The organism is Sinomonas sp. P47F7 (assembly GCF_049332655.1).
In the GTDB taxonomy this organism is placed as follows: Bacteria; Actinomycetota; Actinomycetes; order Actinomycetales; family Micrococcaceae; genus Sinomonas.
Genome location: NZ_CP186327.1, coordinates 1864528 through 1884149, shown reverse-complemented (window position 1 = coordinate 1884149; position 19622 = coordinate 1864528). Strand labels below are relative to the sequence as shown.

Sequence of the window (19622 nt, the reverse complement as noted above, 5' to 3'; positions counted from 1 at the left end):
CCTTTCAGATCTGGAAGGTCGGTTCGATCACTTTGGAGAGGAAGGCTCGAGTGCGCTCCTCGCGGGGCGCGCCGAAGATCTGAGCGGGCGTCCCCTCCTCGACGATCGCGCCGTCGTCCATGAAGACGACGCGGTCGGCGACGTCGCGCGCGAAGCCGAGCTCGTGGGTGACGACGATGAGGGTCGTGCCCGAGGAGGCGAGGTCCCGGATCACATCGAGGACCTCAGAGACGAGTTCGGGGTCGAGAGCGGAGGTGGGCTCGTCGAACAGCACGACTTTCGGGTCGAGCGCGAGTGCGCGGGCGATCGCGACGCGCTGCTGCTGCCCGCCCGAGAGCTGGCGGGGGTAGGCGCCCGCGCGCTCGGCGAGGCCGACGCGGCCGAGCAGCTGCAGCGCCCGCTTCCGAGCCTCGACCTTGGGCCTGCGCTGAGCGTAGACCAGCGCCCCGGCGATGTTCTCGAGGGCGGTGAGGTGCGGGAAGAGGTTGAACGCCTGGAAGACGAAGCCGATCTCGGAGCGCTGCTTGAGTACGTCGTGCTCGGAGAGCTCGTGCAGCTTCCCCCGGGACGGACGGTAGCCCACGACCTCGCCGTCGACGGCGACGTACCCACCGTCGACCCGCTCGAGATGGTTGATCGTCCGCAGGAGCGTCGACTTCCCTGAGCCGGAGGGCCCGAGGATCACCACGACCTCCCCAGGCTGGACTGTGAGCGAGACACCCTTGAGCACCTCGTGCGCGCCGAAGGACTTCCGCACGTCGACGACCTCGACGAGCCCGCGCGTCATCGGATCCCCCTGGCGTGCAGCGAGCGGAAGGCCCGCACCCGCTGCAGCGGCGTCGGTGGGAGGGTCCGCACGGCCCCCTTCGCGAAGTGCAGCTCGATGTAGTACTGCGCGACGCTCAGCACCGAGGTGATGACGACGTACCAGACCGTGGCCACGAGCAGGAGGGGGAGGACCTGCTGGGTGCGGTTGTAGATGACCTGGACGGTGTAGAACAGCTCCGAATACGCGAGCACGTACACGATCGAGGTGCCCTTCACGAGCCCGATGATCTCGTTGAACGCGGTCGGGAGGATCGCGCGCATGGCCTGCGGCAGGACGATGCGGGTCGAGCGGCGCCACGCGGGGATGCCGAGCGCGGCCGCGGCCTCGAGCTGGCCGTGGTCCACGGACAGGATGCCGCCCCGGATGATCTCCGCGGAATAGGCGGCCTGGTTGAGGGTCAGGCCCAGGATCGCGGCGGCAAACTGGCTGATGAGCGACGTCGTGGGGGCCTCGAAGAAGCGCACGTCGGTGAACGGGATGCCGAGGCTGATCTTCTCGTAGAGGTAGCCGAGGTTGTACCAGAGCAGGAGCTGGACCAGGAGCGGAGTCGAGCGGAAGATCCACGAGAACGTCCACGCGACCCCCACGAGCAGCGGCGAGGAGGAGAGGCGCATGAGGGCGAGGACGAAGCCGAGCAGGAACCCGAGCGTCCCAGCGATCACGGTGAGCTTGAGCGTCTCGGCGAGGCCGGTGATGACGGACTGGGCGGTGAACCATTGGGCGACGACGCCCCACTCCCAGCGGGGGTTGGTCATCAGGCTCCAGGCGATGGCGGCCGCGGCGAGGGCGACGACGGCCGTTCCCGCCCAGCGCCAGGGGTGCCGGGCGGGAACGACAGCGTAGCTCGCGTAGTCCGGCCTCCCGGCGGTCGGCGCCTTGGCGACGCCGGCGAGTGATGATGCAGCGGACATTGGATCCTTCCCCTCGGACAGTTCAAACGTGTGGAGTGGGCCTCAATCTAGGAGCGCCCGAGGGGGCCCTCAATGCCCTGGGTCTCGGAGGGTCACCCGCCGACGTGAAGCGTCACGTTCGGAAACACGAGGACATGATGACCTCGCGCGTCCCGGCATGAAGGTGTGTGGCGAGCGCGTGGATCTGCCGGTGCGTGGCTTCTACCGTGGCTGCTCCGAGGGTCGGAGGCGCCGGCCCGTCACCCCTGGAGGACCCCGTGAAGCCAGCCGTCCTCGCCGTCGTCGGCGGTGGGCCCCGCGCCGCGATGCTGCTCGAGCGCCTCGCCGCGAACCTGCCGGAGTTCCCCGCCCCGCTCGAAGTCCACGTCATCGAGCCGCACTCCCCTGGCTCCGGGCGGATCTGGCGACGCGGGCAGTCCCCCCTGCTCGCGCTCAATTCGCGCGCCGCGTACGTGACGATGTTCACGGATCACTCCGTGCAGTGCGGCGGGCCGGCTGCCGAGGGTCCGAGCCTGGCCGAATGGGCCCGAGACCTGAGCGGACCGTGCGCCTTCACCGCGGACGACGCCGAGCTGTGGCGGGCGCTGGCAGGCGCACCCGAGCTTGCCGGCGAGGCACGGGACCTCGCACCGGATTCGTTCCCGACGCGGCGCCTTCAGAGCCTGTACCTCGAGTGGTTCTTCCGCCGGGCGGTTGACGGGCTCGGCCGCCGCGGCGTGACGGTCACCGTCCATCCGGACACGGCCGTGCGCGTGAAGGCGCGAGCCGGCAGAGACGGGGCGGTCGTCAGCCTGGCCTCGGGCGGGAGCATCGCCGCCGACGCCGTGGTCCTTGCCCTCGGCCACACGGATGCCACGCTGCCGCCCCAATCATCGGAGCTCGCCGACTTCGCCCGCCGCCATCGCCTCGCCTATGTCCCGCCCGCCTACACGACGGACGCCGGCCTCTCCCGGCTCGGACCCGGGGAGGACGTGATCGTCTCAGGCCTCGGGCTCGCGTTCATCGACCTCGTGGTGCTCCTGTTCGAAAGCCGCGGCGGCCGGTTCGTCCCCGACCCCGAGGCCGGCCCCGAGGAGGGCGCCCTGCGCTACCTGCCCTCGGGGCGTGAGCCACGCCTCCTGGCCGGATCGCGGCGCGGCGTTCCCTACCACTCCAAAGTGCGGGGCGGACTCCACGGCGAAGCCCCGGGGCCGCTGCGGTTCCTCACCGTGGCCGCCGTCGCCCCGCTCCTCCCCCGGCGCGGAGAGATCGACTTCGTCGAGGACCTGTGGCCGCTCGTCGCGCGGGAGGTCGCGTGGGCGTACTACCGCGAGCTGTTCACGGGCCACCCGGGCCGCGTCCGCCTCCCCTGGCCCGAGTTCGCCGAGCGCTTCGCCGCCGCTCCGTGGGGCAGCCCAGAACTCGACACGCTCGTCGCCGGGGCCGTGCCGTTGGAACCGGACCGGCTCGACCTCGCCCGGCTCGACCGCCCCCTCGAAGGGCTCGGCGGCTCACCCGCTGAGGTGCATGGCGCCGTCGTGCGCCACATAAGGGAGGATCTCGCGCTCCGCGACTCCGGGGAGCACTCCGAGACGCTCGCCCTCTTCCTCGGCCTCCTGCGCGCCTACATGGAACTCGGGCGCCTCGTCCCGCTCGACCAGCTCACCCCGGCCTCGCGCGACCTCGTGTGCGGCTGGTGGCACGGCTTCTTCAGCTTCGTCGATTCGGGCCCTCCCGCCGGGCGGCTGCGGGAGCTCCTCGCCCTCGAACGGGCGGGTCTGGTCCAATTCCTCGGCCCTGGCCTCAGCGTCAAGGCGGACGAGGCGGCTGGGGTGTTCCGGGCCTCGGCCGCCGGCGGGAGCGTCACGGCGGACGCACGCGCCTTCGTCGAGGCGCGGCTGCCAGGCCCGGCGCTCGGCCGCTCGGCGAATCCCCTGCTGCAGTCACTGGCCGCCGTTGGGCTCGCGCGGGAAGACCGCTCGGGTCGGCTCGTGGTCGACTCGCAGGCCCGCGTAGACGGGCCGGCACGCCGGTGGCTCTTCGCCGCCGGAGCAGGCACCACCAGCTGGGCCGCCGGGGCATTCGCCCGCCCGCGCAGCAATGCGGCGCCGTTCCGCGAGACCGATGCGCTCGCCCGCAGGCTGCTGGCACAGCTCACCACCCCACCGCCATCCGAGCTCGGGGCCGCCCTCGCGGTCGTCCACGGCCTCGCCCATTGACCGAAAGGATCCGTGTCCCGATGCCCGCACCGACCGCCCAGTCGATCCTGGCCCTTCCCCTCGGCGATGCCCGCGTGGCCCCGCTGCTCGCCGGCTTGCTCACCGAGTACACCGAGAGGTACGGCGATCGCTTCGGAGGGGCAGCGGGCGAACTCGCCCGGTTCCCGGCGGAGGAGTTCACTGCGCCGCACGGGACGCTGCTGATCATCCCAGAGGCCGGTGAGTCGATCGCGGGCGGTGCGTTCCGCAGGTACGACGCCTCGACGGCCGAGCTCAAGCGGATCTGGACGCACCCCGCTCACCGCCGGCGAGGCCTGGCCAGGACGGTGCTCGAGGCGTTGGAGGCCGAAGCCCTTCGCCGCGGCTACGAGCGGATCTATCTCACCACCGGACCGCGGCAGCCCGAAGCGAAGGCCCTCTACCTTGCGGCCGGCTACACGCCTGTTCGACCTCGCCTCCAACCCCGAGGACGTCGGGCATCTTGCCTTCGAGAAGCCGCTGGTTTCGGTTGCTCGTCCCCGACATGACGTGGGATGAAGAACGGCGAACGCCCGTGACGGGCCTATTGGCCCGCGATCGAGCCCTTCCTAGGCTCTCCCGCAGGAACACCCCCATCACCTCCCAGCACCCATCACGAGGACATCCACCATGAGCAAGAGCCCCATCCCGGAGAGCGGGACGCAGAGCGTCCGCATCACCTCCCAGACGGACACGACCACGTCAAAGCGGGGCCGCGGCCTCAAAATCGGCGTCGGAGCCGCCGTCGTCCTCCTGCTCGGTGCAGGCGCCGCCCTGGCGACCGTCAACGCGAACCAGCCCACCCAACGGGCCGTCGCGCCCGTAGGCACGCCCGCCGCGCAGCTTCGCCTCGGCTACTTCGCAAACGTCACGCACGCCCCGGCCGTTATCGGCGTGAGCCAGGGGCAGATCGCCAATGCGCTCAAGGCCGCCGGCACGAACAGCCTCACGACCCAGGTCTTCAACGCCGGCCCGGCAGAGATCGAGGCGCTCAACGCGGGCGCAATCGACGCCGCCTACGTCGGCCCGAACCCGGCGATCAGCTCTTTCGCCCAGAGCAAGGGCCAGTCGATCGTCGTCGTGGCCGGCGCGGCAGCCGGCGGGGCGCAGCTGGTCGTGAAGGCGGACATCACCTCCGCCTCCCAGCTGAAGGGCAGGACCCTCGCGAGCCCGCAGCTCGCCAACACCCAGGACGTGGCGCTGCGCGCGTGGCTGGCCAAGCAGGGCTTGAAGACGAGCCCGAACGGCGGCGGAGACGTCACGATCAATCCGACGGACAACGCCCAGACCCTCAAGCTTTTTCAGGACGGAAAGCTCGACGGCGCGTGGCTGCCCGAGCCGTGGGCCTCGCGCCTCGTGCTCCAGGCCGGCGCCCACGTCCTCGTGGACGAGAAGACGCTCTGGGACGGTTCCCAGACCGGCAAGCCGGGCCTGTTCCCGACCACGATCCTGATCGTGAACAAGAAGTTCGCTGCCGACCACCCCCAGACGGTCGAGGCACTCGTGAAGGGCGACGCCGCCGCAATCGACTGGCTCAACAAGGCCAGCGATGCGCAGAAGGCCCAGGCGGTCAACGACGGGCTCAAGGCCGCGGCGGGCCAGGCGCTCCCAAATGACGTCGTCGTCCGCGCCCTCTCCAACATCACCTTCACCACCGACCCGCTCGCCGGCGCGTACCCGAAACTGCTCCAGGACGGCGTCGACGTCGGCGTCACGAAGCCTGCAGACCTGCACGGGCTCTTCGACCTGAGCATCCTCAACCGCGTCTCGGGAGGGACCAAGGTCAGCGCCGCAGGCCTCGGACAAGAATGAACCAGCGGTTGCCTGCCATGGCCCGATCCTAGGAGCGGAGCCAGGCGACGATCGGTTCGGGGGCAATCGGGATGCTCAGGCTCCCTCGCGGGAGGTGTGGAGTGGCTAGGTTCCGTAGATGAATTCCTCGGCGTGGGCGACGGCCTTCTTGAACGAGTCGTTGCGGAGGGCGATCGCGTGCTCGGTGGCTGTGGTGCCGTTGGCGACGGCCTCGATGTAGCCGGTCAGGCCTGGGGGCCGCAGGACCCAGATGCCTCCGTGCGGGGGGAGGTAGAACACGGCGAACGAGCGGGCTTCGGGGTCGTCCTCCCAGACGGGGACGACGGCGACCGCGGCGCCGGTGTCGACGTTGATCCACTGGGCGCGAGGCCGGGGCTGGTCCTCTCCATAGACGCTGGGATCCAGGAACGGCGCCGTCCCAGCCCCCCACTTCTCCTCGAACCTCTCATGGAACACCGGGAACAGGGTGTTGTCGTAGCGGCGCCACCCGCCGCTTACAGCGCTCACTTGCTCGTCCTCCTTGCACGGTTCCCCGGTCAGGGGTACCACCAGCGGAACAGGGTCCGCAGGATCTCCGGATCGTCGAAGACGGACCAGGCGCGCCGGAGCGGCGCGACCCGCGAAGGGAAGTCCGCCCACAGCAGGGAAGTCGCCTCGGCCCGGCGCAGCGCCTGGTCGTAGGCCGCCCGCCGGTCGGGGCTGCCCAAAACCGCGTATGCCTCGAGCACCTCGCGCAGCCGCTCCGGATCGGCGCCCTCCCCGGCCTGCCCGTCCGGATGGAGTTCGCGGACAAGGCGGCGGAAGGCCCGGCGGATCTCCTCGTTGGTGGCCGTGCGTTCAACGCCCAGCAGGGTGTAGAAGTCAGCGGAACGCATCGCTGCCTCGCCGGAGTATGGCCTGCTGCCCCGGCCGGACCCGACTGGGCGGCCCGGCCGGGGCAGCGAAGGCTCAGGCGGCGATCTCCTTCTTCTCCTTCTTCGTGGTGACGCTGATCTTGCGCGGCTTCGCCTGCTCGGCGACCGGGATGCGCAGGGTCAGGACCCCGTCGGCATAGTCGGCACTGACCTTCGACGTATCCAGCGCATCGCCCAGGATCAGCTCACGCCCGAACGTGCCCTCCGGCCGCTCGGCGGCGACGGCCTCGGCCTTCTCCGGGCGATGAGAGCGCCGCTGCGCCCGGACTGTCAGGACGTTGCGCTCGACGTCGACATCGATCGTGTCCGGGTCCACCCCCGGAAGGTCGAACTCGACCACGAACTCCCCGTCCTGGCGCCAGGCCTCCATCGGCATCGTCGTGGGCCGGGTCGTCGTACCGAAGACCTGCTCGGTCAGGCGGTCGAGGTCGCGGAAGGGATCGGTTCGCATCAGCATCACTGCCACCTCCAATGGCTCGATGGTTCGGATCACAATTAGTGTTTCGTGATCGGCATATGATCTGCCTCTCAAGACACAGATATAATAGATCAGCACGGGTAGGTCAAGGCAAGAGGAATCAGGTGGTGGCATGGCCCGCAGGCGCGACTCATCCGACGGCGTCTACGCGATCTCGGTGGCCGCCGAGCTCTCCGGCCTGGGCCTGTCCAGCCTGCGCCTGTACGAACGCAAGGGCCTGCTTGCCCCGTCCCGCACCGGCGGCGGGACCCGCCGCTACAGCGAGGACGACATGGACCGGCTCGGCCGCATCAGCGAACTCGTCGAAGCCGGGCTGAACGTCGAAGGCATCCGCCTCGTCCTCGCCCTCGAGGACGAGAACGCCAGCCTCCGTGCCCAGCTCGCCGAAGCACGCCCCGCCATCGGTCGCTGACTCCAGCCCCGCAGAGGCCGTCGCCGCGCAGCCGTTCCATAATCGCAAAAGCCACGGGAAACGTAGAGTTCCCGCTGACAGGATTTGAACCCTGCGACCCCTTGGAGGATTTTTGAATTCCCCGGAAGGCTGCGGAAATCTCGTGTTTTCCCTGGTCAGACGGGGAATCGGGCGACTCCCCCATATGGATTGTACCGGGTCATTTCGGGTCGGTCACGGGTGTTTTCGATGGGTATCTGATGGGCGTGACGACTTCGTGAGTTCTCTCGTGCCCCGTCTTCAGAAATCGGCGGCCTTGCTGCCCTGACCGTGGCCGTGGTTCCTAGGGACTGGGGACGGCTGGGGCGGCGCTGGACGCCGACTTTGCCTTATGGACAAGAAGTCGGAAGGGTGAGGCGGTCCATGGGCGCAGTCTTCGGGATCGCGTCAAATGGTGCGACCGCTGTCGGAGCGCAGGCCTTGCTGACGGGCTAGTGCAGCGTGTCGTTATTAGATAGACACTTGCGTGTTTGGGAGGATTGGCTATGGCCAATCGTCCCGCACGTGCGCTGGCCCTCCGGGAGGGGGACCTCGAAGAGCTGACCCGCCTGACCCGTTCGAGTTCGGTGCGCGCGGGCGTGGCGCAGAGGGCGCGTATCGTGCTGCTGGCGGCCGAGGGGATCTCGAACACGGCGATCGCCGAGCGTGTCGGGGTGACCCGGACGACCGTGATCGGCTGGCGGGACCGGTATGCGGAGTCCGGACTGGACGGGCTGGTGGACCAGCAGCGGCCCGGCCGGCCGCGCAGGGTGGACCACGCGCAGATCGTCGCGGCGACCCTGGCGCCGCCTCCGAAGAAGTATGGGGTGACGCACTGGTCCTCCCGCCTCCTCGCGGACAGGCTGGGCATCGGCAACGCGACCGTTGCCCGGGCGTGGCGGGAGTACGGGGTCCAGCCCTGGCGGTCCGGGACGTTCAAGTTCTCCACGGACCCCGAGCTCGTCGCGAAGGTCACAGACGTGGTCGGCCTCTACCTGGCGCCCCCGGAGGACGCGGTGGTGCTGTGCGTGGACGAGAAATCGCAGATCCAGGCCTTGGACCGCACCGCCCCGATGCTGCCCATGCAGCCGCACCTGATCGAGCGGCGCACCCACGACTACACCCGCCACGGCACCACGACCCTGTTCGCCGCTCTCGAGGTCGCCACCGGCCAGGTCACCGCGGCGGTGAAGCCGAGACACCGCAGGGAGGAGTTCCTCGCGTTCCTGCGCCAGGTCGACCGGGCCTACCCCGGCCGCGAGCTGCACCTCGTGATGGACAACTACGCCACGCACAAGACCCCCGAGGTGAAGGCCTGGCTGGAAGCCCACCCCCGCTTCAGCGTCCACTTCACCCCGACCTCCGGGTCGTGGCTGAACCTCGTCGAGGTCTGGTTCGGCATCATCGACCGCCAGGCCATCCGCCGCGGCGTCTTCACATCCGTCAAGGACCTCAACGCCAAGATCCGGCAGTTCATCACCGGCTGGAACGACCGATGCCACCCCTTCATCTGGACCAAGACCCCAGAACAGATCCTCGCTAAAGCGAACCGTCCGACCACTTCAGAAACGCGACACTAGGACATGAGGGGCGCTTTTCGGCGGCGGAGGAACCCTTCTAGACTCAATCGACCTAGGCGAACACGTCAGCGAAAAGGGCGGCGGGAACTATTGAAATCATTCTATTAGCGCAATTGCAACCGCTATGTGCTTAGATGGCAGTCCCGGATGGGAGCCGAAGCAGCAGGCGACTGCTCCCGCTTCCGTGTTGCTTTCATCGCTTCGGGCGCGTTGTGGATCTTTCTTCTGGCGATGGCGACCATCGCCGGAATGGCCGGCGTTCTTTCTCTCGGGTACGCAGCCTTCACGCTCATATTCGCGATCGCACTCCCCTTGATGGTCTACAGCTGCTTCCCGCTGTATCACGCGAGCAGGCTCAACAAGGCCAAGTATGGAACCCGCAACGCGAAGTCCGTGCGCCTGCCGCTGACAGCCCTCGCAAGACCAGAAGTTCGCTGGGTTCTGGGACGGATGTCGGGGTACTTGGGATTCTCGGCCCGCAGGATGATGCCGCGGGCGGTGAGGTGGAGGCGTTTGACCGTCAGCTCGCCGTCGAGCACGGCCACGACGACGTCGCCGTGCCGCGGCTCGAGCTAGCGGTCAACGAGGAGCTCGTCGCCGTCGCTGATCCCCGCCCCTCCATCGAGTCCCCCACCACCCGGACGATGAACGTAGCGGCCGGATCCATGACCAGCTGCTCCGTGACGTCGATCGGCCCGTCGCAGTAGTCCTGCGCCGGCGGAGGGACTACCGGCACGGGCGCCCTGTGGAAATAAGGGCATGGTCAGTCCTACGATTCCCAGCCAGTCCCAGCCCCCCGCGCTCTCCACAGCGGCCCGGGACGAGGAGTCAGAGTCCAAGTCGGGGCTGGGGTCCGGCGCACCATACTCACCCGGCTTTGCGGGGCAAATCTAGTCGCTGCAGGGCCGCTACGAGCGCGTCCATCCGCGCTTCCCCGAATAGCTCGTCCGGTCCTGTCGGGGCGAGGTCGTTAAAGGGCGGCTCGTACAGGGCACCCACCGAAACGGAGCCGTTCTCGCACAGCTGGTCCACGATGAGCCGCAGGAAGTCGAGTTGGCGCGAGGATAGCGAGGAATCGCTGATGAATTCTGTCAGGGCCTCCTCGACGGCCTCGCGCTCAAGCCCGACCAAGGAGCGGACAAAGGCCGGCAGGCCGCGCTCTGCAGTATCCTCGAGGTCTTCCGGGGTGGCGCCGCTCTCGGTCAGCATCCGCTCCAGCTCCACGAGATCAAGCTCTGTCAGCGGCTTGTTCCGTCGCAGCCGTTGGAGCGTGGCCGAATCAAGGTGGGCGCGCAAGTACGCGCGGGCTTTCTCGCGATATCGCTCGAGCGACCCATTCGGCGACACGATGCCTCCGAGCCCGACTTCTTCCACGTCGCCGAACTGGTCCTCGAAGTTCGAGTACACGACCTTCCGGCGCTTCTTCTCGATGAGGCGCACGAGTCCTCGCAACTTCACCCGGGCATCCTCGAGCCAGTGCACATCCACGGATTCCCATTCGTGCGGGTCCAGCAGCGCTTCGATGAGCGGCATCTGCGTCGCGATGGCCGGGATGTTTGGCTGGTCCCGAAGTGCGGCGGCGACCTCCTGTACCTGACCGCGGAACGTTTCCAGAGCGCCGGCGCCGCCCCAGGACGCCAGCTGGGTCATGAGCATGAGCAGGTCGAAGCGCTTGGCCTCCTCGGTGTCCTTCCCGTCCTCGCCGAGGCCCGCCACGCTAGCGATTGTGCGTTCCAGCAAGTCGGCATCGGCCTCACTGAGCTGCCGCCAAGGTTGGGGAACAGCGAATCGCTCGACGTGCTCGAGGTGGCGCCTCACCAGAAAGTTGCTGTGGGGGAGCCGGACTACCTGGGTCCGTAGCCTGTTGGCGAGGTCCGCCCGCAGAGGGTCGTCTTCGGGCAAGCCGGCCGCAATCGTTGCCCGCAGCAAAGCGACGCGGGAAGCGAAGAGCGCCTCGCCCAGCGACTTCCCGAGCGAGCCCTCGTTGCCCTGGAGCCGGGCGTTGAAGAACTCGACGTTCCCGCAGACGTCGAAGATGAAGAAGTCTTCCTTGCTTTGGCCTGGTCCGTAGAGGTCTGGGCAGAGTCGGGTCCCGCGGCCCACCATCTGCCAGAACTTGGTCTTGGAGCGGACCGGCTTGAAGAACACGAGATTGACGACTTCTGGCACGTCGATGCCGGTGTCGAGCATGTCGACAGAGATCACGATACGCGGATGATCGTCCTTGCGCGCAAAGGCATCGATGAGTGTGCCGGCGTACTCGGTCTGGTAGGTCACCACCCGTGCCAGGTGCCCCTTGAACTGCGGGTAGTTCTTGTCGAACTGCTCGGCGATGAACTCTGCGTGCCGGTTGTTCTTAGCGAAGATGATCGTCTTGCCGATCCGGTCCCCGCCTTGGACCTTGTGCCCGCGCTCCATCAGGGTCTCGAGGACCTTGTTGACGGTGTCGGTGTTGAAGAGCCAGGAGTTGACGACGGCGGGATCGACGGCGCTGGGGATCTCACCGTCGTTGTCCCATTCGAGGCTGTCCCACTGCTCCTTTTCGTCCTCGGAGAGCTCGTCGTAGCGGATTCCCCGAGTTGGAAATCTGAGCGGCACCTGTACGGCACGGGGCGGGACCAGATAGCCAGCTGCGACGGCCTCGGGCAGCTCATAGGCGAAGGTCGGGACGTTGTCCTCGATGTCGAACAGGGAGTAGGTGTTTCGGTCGACTTCGGACTGCGGCGTGGCTGTCAGCCCCACCAGGTAGGAGTCGAAGTATTCGAAGATCGCCCGGTACTTCCGGTACACGCTGCGGTGGGCCTCATCGATGACAACGAGGTCGTAGTGGCCAACACCGAATCCCTGCTGCACCCTGCCATCGTCCGCCCGCGCGTTGATGAGGTTCATAATCGTGGGGTAGGTGGCCACATGGACACGGCTGTCGGCTGCAGTGTCGCGGCCCAGCACCACAGGGCCGCTCCCGGGCAGATGCGCCTTGAACGCCCGTGCGGCCTGATCCACGAGCGCCACACGGTCGGCCAGGAACAGGACGCGCTTGACCCAATTGGCTTCCATGAGCAGCTTGGCCAAGGCAATGACTGTGCGGGTCTTCCCCGCCCCAGTAGCCATTACGATGAGGGCTTTGCGCTCTCCCTGCCCTTCGAACGCCTCGGTGACGGCCCGGATCGCCTGATGCTGATAGCCTCGCTCGACTACTGAGCTGTCGATCTGCGCGTCCGCCAACGGACGCCGCGTCTCCCGGCGGTCCACCATCAGCTGCAGCTCGTCACGGGTATGGAAACCGCTCACCTCACGATCCGGATATGCGGTGTCATCCCACAGCCAATGACGGTAGCCATTGGTGTAGACGATGACAGGTCGGCGGCCGTACCGGCGTTCTAAGGCATCGGCGTACAGCTTGGCCTGCTGCTTGCCGACGTGCGGGTCCTTCGTCGTGCGCTTGGCTTCGACCACGGCCAGCGGCAGTCCGTCTGCACCCCAGAGGACATAGTCGACGTAGCCGACGCCGACCAGGCGACCGTCGGGCGCCGGCATGGTGTCCACCTGGAATTCGCGGTCCTCCGGCCTGTCCAGCCTCCAGCCGGCCCACTGCAGCTCGAGGTCGATCAGGTGCTGGCGAGTGAGTGCCTCGTCATAGTCGTGTTTGTCCGGGACGCGCTCGTTCCGACTCTTCGCTGCCGCGACCTGCGTCTGCAGTTCCTCGATCTGTGCCTGGAGCGCCGAGTTGGCCTCGGCCGACTCGCTGAGCTCGGCGTCCTTGGCCTCCAGCTGCACGGAGAGTTTGGCCAGGTCCTCGGCACTTGCCTGAGCAGTGACACTGGAGGCAGGAGCCAGGAGCGCCGGATCGAACTGCAGTGAGAGGCTTGGGAGGTTAGCCTCCTGTCTCGTGTACGTCCGGGCTAGCCAATAGCAGCAATGGAAGAGCTCTTGAATGATGTACTGCGCGGTGGTGACCGCCGGCGGCTTCGAGTCATGGACGGCGTGGTTGCCTGCCTTACGCAGCACGTTGATCTTTTGCCAAACCTTGGCGTCGACCAACTGTTTGAGGGCTGGCTCGTGCAGCAGTGAGATGAAGTCAGCCTTGTAGGGCCTCTCGATATTCTCCGCCGCGTAGAGCCATCCGACCATGAGCTCGACGGTGCGACGAGCGTAGAACAGGGCGGTCCGGGGGTCTCGGCGGGCGTAGTGCTCGGCCTTCACCGCTTCCTGGGCTAACTCCGGCCATTCTGGCGGCAGGAAGCTGAAGTTGCTGACCATTGTCCCCTCCATGATTGGTTCGGTCGTTGCTGCTACGGCATCTTCCCACGGCTGGAACTCAATCCTTTTCCTTCAGATGCTTTATTCCCCCTCCTTAGGGCCCGCCTTCACTTGTGATGGAGACCATGGAGACCGGAAAGGGTCAGTAATCACAGGCCCCCGTTGAAGGCTCGGTGCTGGAGGGATGCGCGAAGGCCTTCGAGTCCCTTCATCTGCCCACTTAGCCTCGATCGCATGTCTTCGATGAACTTAGCCTTCCGTGCGAACTGGTCCTGTTGGTCTACCGGGACATCGATAGCCAGCACTCCCTCGAGCGCCGACTTGCTAACAAGTCCTTTCATCCCGCCCGTCGAAGCCGCCTGAACGGAAGGCTTCAGATTCCTCAGGAGGGCGTGCCAGTATAAAGCAGGTCCGTTATGCGGCGTAAAGGCGTTGATTTGTTGATTGAACGCGATGCGACGATCGGTTAGGGCGACGTTCCCTATGACTCCGGGACTGCCAGCTATGCATGTCATGAGAATCGAACCGGCATCGACGATTCTGGCCTTCCGGGCACCCGACTCTGATAGCCCCTCCGCGGCAGTCGAAAGGTACGTTTGCGGAGGATTGATGTTGTCGGATTTAATCCACTCGATAAAGCCGCCAAAGTTTGTGAGATCGATTCGGGGAGGTGTGTTTCCAGTGGTTACCTTGCCGAGCTCCCCCAATTTCTTCATTCCCCAGCCTCTTCCTCGGCCGGCCGGATTCCCGAACATTTCCTGGAAAAGCGATGTTGCGAGAGATTCCAGCTGGCTGATGACCTCTCGACGCTTTGCGCAGAGGGTGTCGGCCTTTTCCAGGATGGCGGCGATCCGGCGCTGCTCATCAAAGGAGGGCAGCGGGACCGGCATCTCGGTGAAGACTTGGTTCGGCAGTGACCTTCTTCGGGCAGTCGAGCCCTTGAGTCGTGCGGAATAGAATTTGATGGCGGATTCAGAGCGGAGATATCGTTCTAGGTAGGACGGGTCGGTCCCATCCGTGTCGATCAAGTCCCACACGCCGTAAGCTGGGCTGACAATTCCGTGATCCGTCAAATTCTGAAATGCAAGCACCCCTTCATCTATTGGAAAGCCAACGACGAGCTGACCCCGGCGCACGACGCGGTATTGGCTGAGGTCGTTTCCCGCAACTCGCTTCTTGAAACGCTCAGATTGTGGAACTAACCCATCCCGCATTGTCATAGACAGAATCGGGAATTCGCCGTCTGCGGCTCTCACGGTCGCTGCTGGCCTGATTATTTGCCCCAGAGGAACCGTTTTCACTGAAGCATCTCCCGCAGTTCCTTGATACCCTCTGCAATTTCGGCCTCGAGGGCGTCGAGTTCGTCGAGGAGTTGCTCCGGCAATGGCAGATCGACGTCCTCGCGTTCTATCTCCTTGTATCGATTGATCGAGAGGTCATAGTCGTTCGCGGCGATCTCTTCCCGTGGTATGCAGAAAGACTGTTCGGTGCGCGCCCGCGCAAGCTCCGTTGTGGTCCGCAGCCTCCAACGCTCGCGTACGTCGCGAAGATCTGAACCCCCGACGGGCGCGCGTTTGTCGTCGAGGCTGAAGCCGTCGTTGCGGATGTCGTAGAACCACACATTTTCCGTCCCGCCGGAGTTCGTCTTGGTGAAGAACAAGATGGCGGTTGAGACACCCGCGTAAGGCTTGAAGACACCCGAGGGAAGCTTCACGACCGCATCGAGCCTGTGGCCGTCGACGATAATCTTGCGCAGTTCCTTGTGTGCCTTGGTCGAGCCAAAGAGAACGCCGTCGGGGACGATGACTGCAGCGCGCCCGCCCGGCTTGAGCAGCCGGAGGAACAGCGCCAGGAAAAGCAACTCGGTCTTCTTGGTCTTGACCAGGCTCAGCAGGTCTTTCGCCACGTTGTCGTAGTCGAGGCTACCGGCGAACGGCGGGTTGGCGAGGATGATGTCGTACTTCTCCTCTTCCGAGGAATGGAGGTCTGCGAGTGAATCGCGGTATGTGACCTCAGGGTTCTCGACCCCGTGCAGTAGCAGGTTCATCGCACCGATGCGCAGCATGGTGTTGTCAAAATCGAAGCCGTGGAACTGCTCCTGATGGAAGAAGTGGAGCGACTTAGCGTTCGTGAGAAAGCCCGTGTGCTCGCGGCGCAGGTGCTCTCCAGCTTGGACTAAGAAGCCGGAGGTGCCCGAGGCTGGGTCGCAGATCGATTCCAGGGGACGGGGGTCGATCATTGCGACCATCGTGTCAATGATGTGTCGCGGCGTGCGGAACTGCCCGTTGGTGCCGGCGGTGGATAGCTTCGAGAGCATGTACTCGTAAAGGTCGCCCTTGGTGTCACGGCCGTCCATGTTGATTCGGTCGATGATGTCCACGACCGTGCCTAGAACGTTCGCGTTCGGGACTGTGAACCGAGCGTCCTTTAGGTGCTGGGTGTACGAGGACTCCTCGCCGGTGCTCTGCTTCGGGAGTTCCTCCCGCAGCCACCCGAAGATGTGGTCGCGGAAGAGCGTGAACAGCTCGTCACGTGAGAACCCCGTGAAACGTGACCAGCGGAAGTCCTTGTAGCTACGACCCTTAGGGTCGAAGCCCGCGGGGAAGATTGGGTTGGCAACCGGCTCGCCGAGGCGGTTTGCGCGGCTCTCAGCGCGCTTCTGCTCGTCGTCGAGCCGCTTGAGGAAGAGCAGATAGGTGATCTGTTCGATGACCTCGATCGGATTGGAGATGCCACCCGACCAGAAGGTGTTCCAGATGCGGTCGACTTGAGACTTGATTTCGCCGGTGATCACGAAGGTTGAGTCTAATTGCTGCTCCACGGCCTGGACTCGCGATGGCGCGCGTAGGGTGTGCCGCTGGTCAAAAACGGTCGTTTCTGCGGCGGGTCAAGGTCGAGACGCGGAGCGGTGCGACACGCCGTTGCCTTGCCGAGACGCCGGGGAGGGGTTCCACGGCTGGCCTGCGGAGCCGAGTCAGCTCTGCGGGGCCAGCGACCCTGGTCGGAGGTTCCCGCCCCGACGCAGCCGCAGCTGTGCCACGCTGCGGCCGTGGCGAGCTCGGCGCTGCCGACCCCTGTTCCGCCTGCGTCCCGGGTGGGAAACGCAGCTGCTCGTTGTCTCTTTTCCGTGGTTCCGGACGTACCGGAATCACTCCCCGTCGCCGCGATCGCGCCTAACGGATGCGTCCCGAAAGCTGTCCCAAAAACCCGCGACGCGGACCGGCGTCCATGGTCAGGTTCCGGTACGGTTCGGACCGCACGCTGGAGTGATGGGCCTGGCCTTTCGGCGTCGTGCCTGACCTATTGTTGGCTACGACGCCAGGAGCCGCCTGGTTCCCGGTCAGGCAATGTCGCAGGCCTCGTTAATGTGCCGCTGACAGCATCAGCGAACCAGTTCAACCAGCGGTCGTGGAACTCGCTTGGGTCCTCCCTGTCGATCTCCGTTACTGGCCAGGCGAGCTTCTCTGTTCCGATGGCACCTGAGAACGCGATTGCCGCCGACTGGGCATCACGGGCGTACGGAACGACTCGTTCTGCGTGGTGAGAGAAGGCAAAGGGCATAAACGCGAGTTCGTACCATCCGAAGCGGCCCGCTTCCTTGGGGTCGCAGTACCAGAGGGAGTGGCTTCTGCCGAGCCAGCCGTCCCCATCCTGCCGTGACCGATGGACCGTGATAGCGGCATTTGCGATCACGGTGAAGGGCCCACCCCATTCGTCGGGGGCCTGGTACGGCCGAGTGAGCGCCAGTTTCGCCCCCCGCAGAGTCGCGAGGAAGAGCGGGTCTCCGCTGTCGTTCTTCTCCATCGAAACCGTAGGGGCGTCGTCCTCGAAGAATGCGAGGAGAGGCTGGGCGATTGACTCGAAAATCCGGCTGGCCGAGTTGAAGAGCCGTTCTCTGCGCGCGCCCTCATCCTCAGCCGCCCCTTGTTCTGCCTGTGCCTGTGCGCGGAGCGACACTTCTTCCGCATTCAGGATCGCGAGCCTTTGGGCACCCGTGAGAGCCGGTACCACAGTGACTTTCGCAAGGCGGGCGAGGATGCTGGCCGCCTGAGGCCTTGCCTCGGGAGCCTTGTCCATACAATCCATGATGAGGCTGCGCAGCCGGTCTGTACCCGCGGTCGGGGTAGGAGGTGGCTGCATGAGATGCTGCTCACGAAAGTCCGCGGCCAGGGGCCCGGGGAACGGCAGCCTGCCTTCGAGGATCTGGTAAGCCATTACCCCAAACGCGTAGACGTCTGTCGCTGCTGTGGCGTGTTCGAGCCGCCACTGCTCAGGAGCAGCGTACTCGTGCGTCACCCAGCCTTTTCTTGTCTGAGTCGCTGTGGCGGCATCTGCGTATTTGGAAATGCCGAAGTCCGCGAGGCACCATCTTCCGTTCAGGAGCAGGACGTTGGCCGGCTTCAGGTCTCGGTGCACGATGCTTCCGTCAAGGCTCGCAAGGGCTTGGGCGATGTCGGTGAGGATGCGCACGCACTCCGCGAGTTCAACTGGCTCGGTCTGGTGGAGGCGCTGCTGCAGCGACATCTGCGCCCGCGGCATTATGAGGACCCATTGGCCGTCGTGCTCGCCCGAGTCCAGAACTGGGATCACGTTGGTCGAATCCGGCAAGGAAGCACCGATCAGAGCCTCGCGTGTGGCTCCGGGTTCCTGAGTCACGAACTTGGCAACGGCGGGTTCCCCAGCCGGGCCACAGGCCGCAAAGACCTTGCCGAATGCCCCCGTGTCGGCATCGAGAGGCTCTCCAATGCTCCAAACCGCCTTTTCGAGTCTGATCTGCATGCTTGTGGCCGCCTCGGACTGCCCTTCCTGGTCGCCTGGATAATGGTGTGTCGGAAGGATCAGAGTCTCTGCGACCTGACGGATGTAGGTCCCTGCTGTCTCAGTCGTCAGGTACTTGCGGAGACGAGTCCCGCCGAGCTGCACGACCCAGCGGTCGCCGACGTGGACGACTCCAACGCTTTCCCTCTGCAGGACTTGGCCAACTGACTCCACGGAGGTCGCATAGGGCCGGTCCAGCCGCGGAGGTTCAAACAAACGGACGAATTCGTCGAGATCGCGGTCCGCATCGGTGTCGCTCTCGCGCCGGATCCGGTTGCTCTCCTGGGCCAGCGTCTGGATGACCTTGACCAGTTCATCGGCGAAGACCTGAACATTCGGCCTTCTGTGGCGGGCGAGTTGGACGAGTCCTGCGATCGTCAGCCCGACGAGTTCGTCGTCCCTGGGGCTGGGGCTTGCATACGGGCCCTCCGAACGCCACACGAGCCCGTATGACGACATGACCCCGCGCATGTCGTAGGAGGGCATCTCCTTGAAGACCTCCGCCGGGTCTTTGCCGTTCATCTCGAAGAAATACTGGTCGAGGCGGCGCCAGGAAGGCCAGCTCAGCCCTGCTCCCCTGCTGGAATCGCCGAGGAGCGCGACGTACCAGATCGCCTCCAGAAGATCCACTTGGTCCTTGTCGAGATCCGTGAGCAACAACCATGAATGGTCACCCTGTCCCAAGCGGTTCATAAGATCCTCAGTGCCGGTCATGCTCGCTCCCCTCGTTGGCCTCCCGGCCAAAGTGAATCACAATGGGGGCCTCGAATGCTGCGCCCCAGATCCATGATTCCGGGGACGTCCCGTAAGCCCGGCCCGCTCCCCAGCCGCGGACAGACAGAAGCTTGGAGGTTACCGGACAACTGGCCGTTATCCAGTAGCCTCGTCTCCGTCGGGAACGGTGTCGGCCGACGGCCTCCCCGACGTCAGTGCGACTCGTGCACGTTATCCGGTAGCTCTCAGAATCGGCGACGCCGGCCGCGCCTCAGGTTCGGAGACGGCCGGGCGGCGAGCTCCTCGAGCAGCCGACGCCGGCCGGACAGATGAGGCGGATGGACGCCGCGGCCGAGGATGGCCGGGACGATGGGGTGCACCCCATAGCACCGGCACACCTCCATTAGGAGCCGCCCCGGTGGTGTCGCTAACGGTGATGGTCTGCTCCGCAGTCGCCTCGACCGCCAGACGGCGCGACCCGGACGAGTGGCGTCTTGCATACTGGCAAGATGCGGGTGGCACGCGGGTGGCACGCGGGTGTGGACCATCCGCAGGGCGCCGAATTGGACCATGCTCGTTGTCGTGTTGCTCCAAGTGACCGTCAGGAGGACCTGTTGGCTCCATGGCCACGGCGACGTCGGACTTCCGCCCCGGAGGCAA

14 protein-coding genes and 1 pseudogene are annotated in these 19622 nt (G+C 65.8%); 5 read left to right on the top strand and 10 right to left on the bottom strand.

Translation table 11 applies throughout. The features are described 5' to 3' along the window. Positions 1 to 4 precede the first annotated feature (4 nt). On the bottom strand, positions 5 to 787 hold the full coding sequence (locus ACOKR1_RS08865) for an amino acid ABC transporter ATP-binding protein (RefSeq protein ID WP_422936289.1): 783 nt from the start codon (positions 785 to 787) through the stop codon (positions 5 to 7). Further along, positions 784 to 1740 (bottom strand): amino acid ABC transporter permease, encoded by a 957-nt coding sequence (locus tag ACOKR1_RS08860; protein WP_422936288.1) that lies wholly within the window; start codon positions 1738 to 1740, stop codon positions 784 to 786. The genes ACOKR1_RS08865 and ACOKR1_RS08860 overlap by 4 nt, the downstream gene beginning before the upstream one ends. A gap of 257 nt (positions 1741 to 1997) precedes the next feature. Between ACOKR1_RS08860 and ACOKR1_RS08855 the strand changes: the two genes are divergently transcribed. The 3 genes from ACOKR1_RS08855 (at position 1998) to ACOKR1_RS08845 (ending at position 5768) form a co-directional block, all read left to right on the top strand. Then, entirely contained in the window at positions 1998 to 3938 is a 1941-nt protein-coding gene (locus tag ACOKR1_RS08855; protein ID WP_422936287.1) for an FAD/NAD(P)-binding protein, read from the top strand. Between the two features lie 20 nt (positions 3939 to 3958). Continuing rightward, positions 3959 to 4465, top strand: a complete 507-nt coding sequence (locus tag ACOKR1_RS08850) for a GNAT family N-acetyltransferase (RefSeq protein WP_422936286.1) — start codon at positions 3959 to 3961, stop codon at positions 4463 to 4465. A 121-nt stretch (positions 4466 to 4586) separates the two neighbouring features. Beyond that, complete coding sequence (locus ACOKR1_RS08845; RefSeq protein ID WP_422936285.1) at positions 4587 to 5768, top strand: ABC transporter substrate-binding protein; 1182 nt, start codon at positions 4587 to 4589, stop codon at positions 5766 to 5768. A gap of 105 nt (positions 5769 to 5873) precedes the next feature. On the opposite strand, the gene ACOKR1_RS08840 is transcribed toward ACOKR1_RS08845, so the two are convergent. The 3 genes from ACOKR1_RS08840 to ACOKR1_RS08830 all read right to left on the bottom strand — a co-directional run bounded on the left by ACOKR1_RS08840 (position 5874) and on the right by ACOKR1_RS08830 (position 7139). Continuing rightward, positions 5874 to 6275, bottom strand: coding sequence for a hypothetical protein (locus tag ACOKR1_RS08840; protein ID WP_422936284.1), 402 nt, complete (start codon positions 6273 to 6275; stop codon positions 5874 to 5876). A 29-nt stretch (positions 6276 to 6304) separates the two neighbouring features. After that, on the bottom strand, positions 6305 to 6643 hold the full coding sequence (locus ACOKR1_RS08835) for a DnaJ domain-containing protein (protein ID WP_422935583.1): 339 nt from the start codon (positions 6641 to 6643) through the stop codon (positions 6305 to 6307). Between the two features lie 73 nt (positions 6644 to 6716). Continuing rightward, on the bottom strand, positions 6717 to 7139 hold the full coding sequence (locus tag ACOKR1_RS08830; RefSeq protein WP_422935584.1) for an Hsp20/alpha crystallin family protein: 423 nt from the start codon (positions 7137 to 7139) through the stop codon (positions 6717 to 6719). Between the two features lie 133 nt (positions 7140 to 7272). Between ACOKR1_RS08830 and ACOKR1_RS08825 the strand changes: the two genes are divergently transcribed. Together ACOKR1_RS08825 and ACOKR1_RS08820 are read left to right on the top strand one after the other, a co-directional pair. Next, positions 7273 to 7572: a MerR family transcriptional regulator gene (locus ACOKR1_RS08825; protein WP_422936283.1), complete on the top strand. Its 300-nt coding sequence runs from the start codon at positions 7273 to 7275 to the stop codon at positions 7570 to 7572. Positions 7573 to 8096: 524 nt separating this feature from the next. After that, the gene (locus ACOKR1_RS08820; protein ID WP_422934367.1) at positions 8097 to 9170 is read left to right on the top strand and encodes an IS630 family transposase; all 1074 of its coding nucleotides are present in this window, start codon (positions 8097 to 8099) and stop codon (positions 9168 to 9170) included. A gap of 341 nt (positions 9171 to 9511) precedes the next feature. On the opposite strand, the pseudogene ACOKR1_RS08815 reads toward ACOKR1_RS08820, so the two are convergent. From ACOKR1_RS08815 to ACOKR1_RS08795, 5 genes and pseudogenes are all read right to left on the bottom strand, one after another. Next, positions 9512 to 9906 (bottom strand): annotated as a pseudogene (locus ACOKR1_RS08815) (LexA family protein). Positions 9907 to 10037: 131 nt separating this feature from the next. Beyond that, a complete protein-coding gene (locus ACOKR1_RS08810) occupies positions 10038 to 13430 on the bottom strand; it encodes a DEAD/DEAH box helicase family protein (RefSeq protein ID WP_422936282.1) in 3393 nt (1130 codons plus the stop codon). Between the two features lie 149 nt (positions 13431 to 13579). Beyond that, on the bottom strand, positions 13580 to 14686 hold the full coding sequence (locus ACOKR1_RS08805) for a restriction endonuclease subunit S (protein WP_422936281.1): 1107 nt from the start codon (positions 14684 to 14686) through the stop codon (positions 13580 to 13582). 41 nt (positions 14687 to 14727) lie between these two features. Beyond that, positions 14728 to 16224: a type I restriction-modification system subunit M gene (locus ACOKR1_RS08800; RefSeq protein ID WP_422936280.1), complete on the bottom strand. Its 1497-nt coding sequence runs from the start codon at positions 16222 to 16224 to the stop codon at positions 14728 to 14730. Between the two features lie 506 nt (positions 16225 to 16730). After that, positions 16731 to 18962, bottom strand: coding sequence for a serine/threonine-protein kinase (locus ACOKR1_RS08795; protein ID WP_422936279.1), 2232 nt, complete (start codon positions 18960 to 18962; stop codon positions 16731 to 16733). Positions 18963 to 19622: the final 660 nt, after the last annotated feature.

Bases quoted from the DNA above. Each gene is read 5' to 3' on its own strand.
- ACOKR1_RS08865 (WP_422936289.1), bottom strand. From the start codon at position 787: ATGACGCGCGGGCTCGTCGAGGTCGTCGACGTGCGGAAGTCCTTCGGC.
- ACOKR1_RS08860 (WP_422936288.1), bottom strand. From the start codon at position 1,740: ATGTCCGCTGCATCATCACTCGCCGGCGTCGCCAAGGCGCCGACCGCC.
- ACOKR1_RS08850 (WP_422936286.1), top strand. From the start codon at position 3,959: ATGCCCGCACCGACCGCCCAGTCGATCCTGGCCCTTCCCCTCGGCGAT.
- ACOKR1_RS08845 (WP_422936285.1), top strand. From the start codon at position 4,587: ATGAGCAAGAGCCCCATCCCGGAGAGCGGGACGCAGAGCGTCCGCATC.
- ACOKR1_RS08835 (WP_422935583.1), bottom strand. From the start codon at position 6,643: ATGCGTTCCGCTGACTTCTACACCCTGCTGGGCGTTGAACGCACGGCC.
- ACOKR1_RS08830 (WP_422935584.1), bottom strand. From the start codon at position 7,139: ATGCTGATGCGAACCGATCCCTTCCGCGACCTCGACCGCCTGACCGAG.
- ACOKR1_RS08825 (WP_422936283.1), top strand. From the start codon at position 7,273: ATGGCCCGCAGGCGCGACTCATCCGACGGCGTCTACGCGATCTCGGTG.
- ACOKR1_RS08820 (WP_422934367.1), top strand. From the start codon at position 8,097: ATGGCCAATCGTCCCGCACGTGCGCTGGCCCTCCGGGAGGGGGACCTC.
- ACOKR1_RS08810 (WP_422936282.1), bottom strand. From the start codon at position 13,430: ATGGTCAGCAACTTCAGCTTCCTGCCGCCAGAATGGCCGGAGTTAGCC.
- ACOKR1_RS08795 (WP_422936279.1), bottom strand. From the start codon at position 18,962: ATGACCGGCACTGAGGATCTTATGAACCGCTTGGGACAGGGTGACCAT.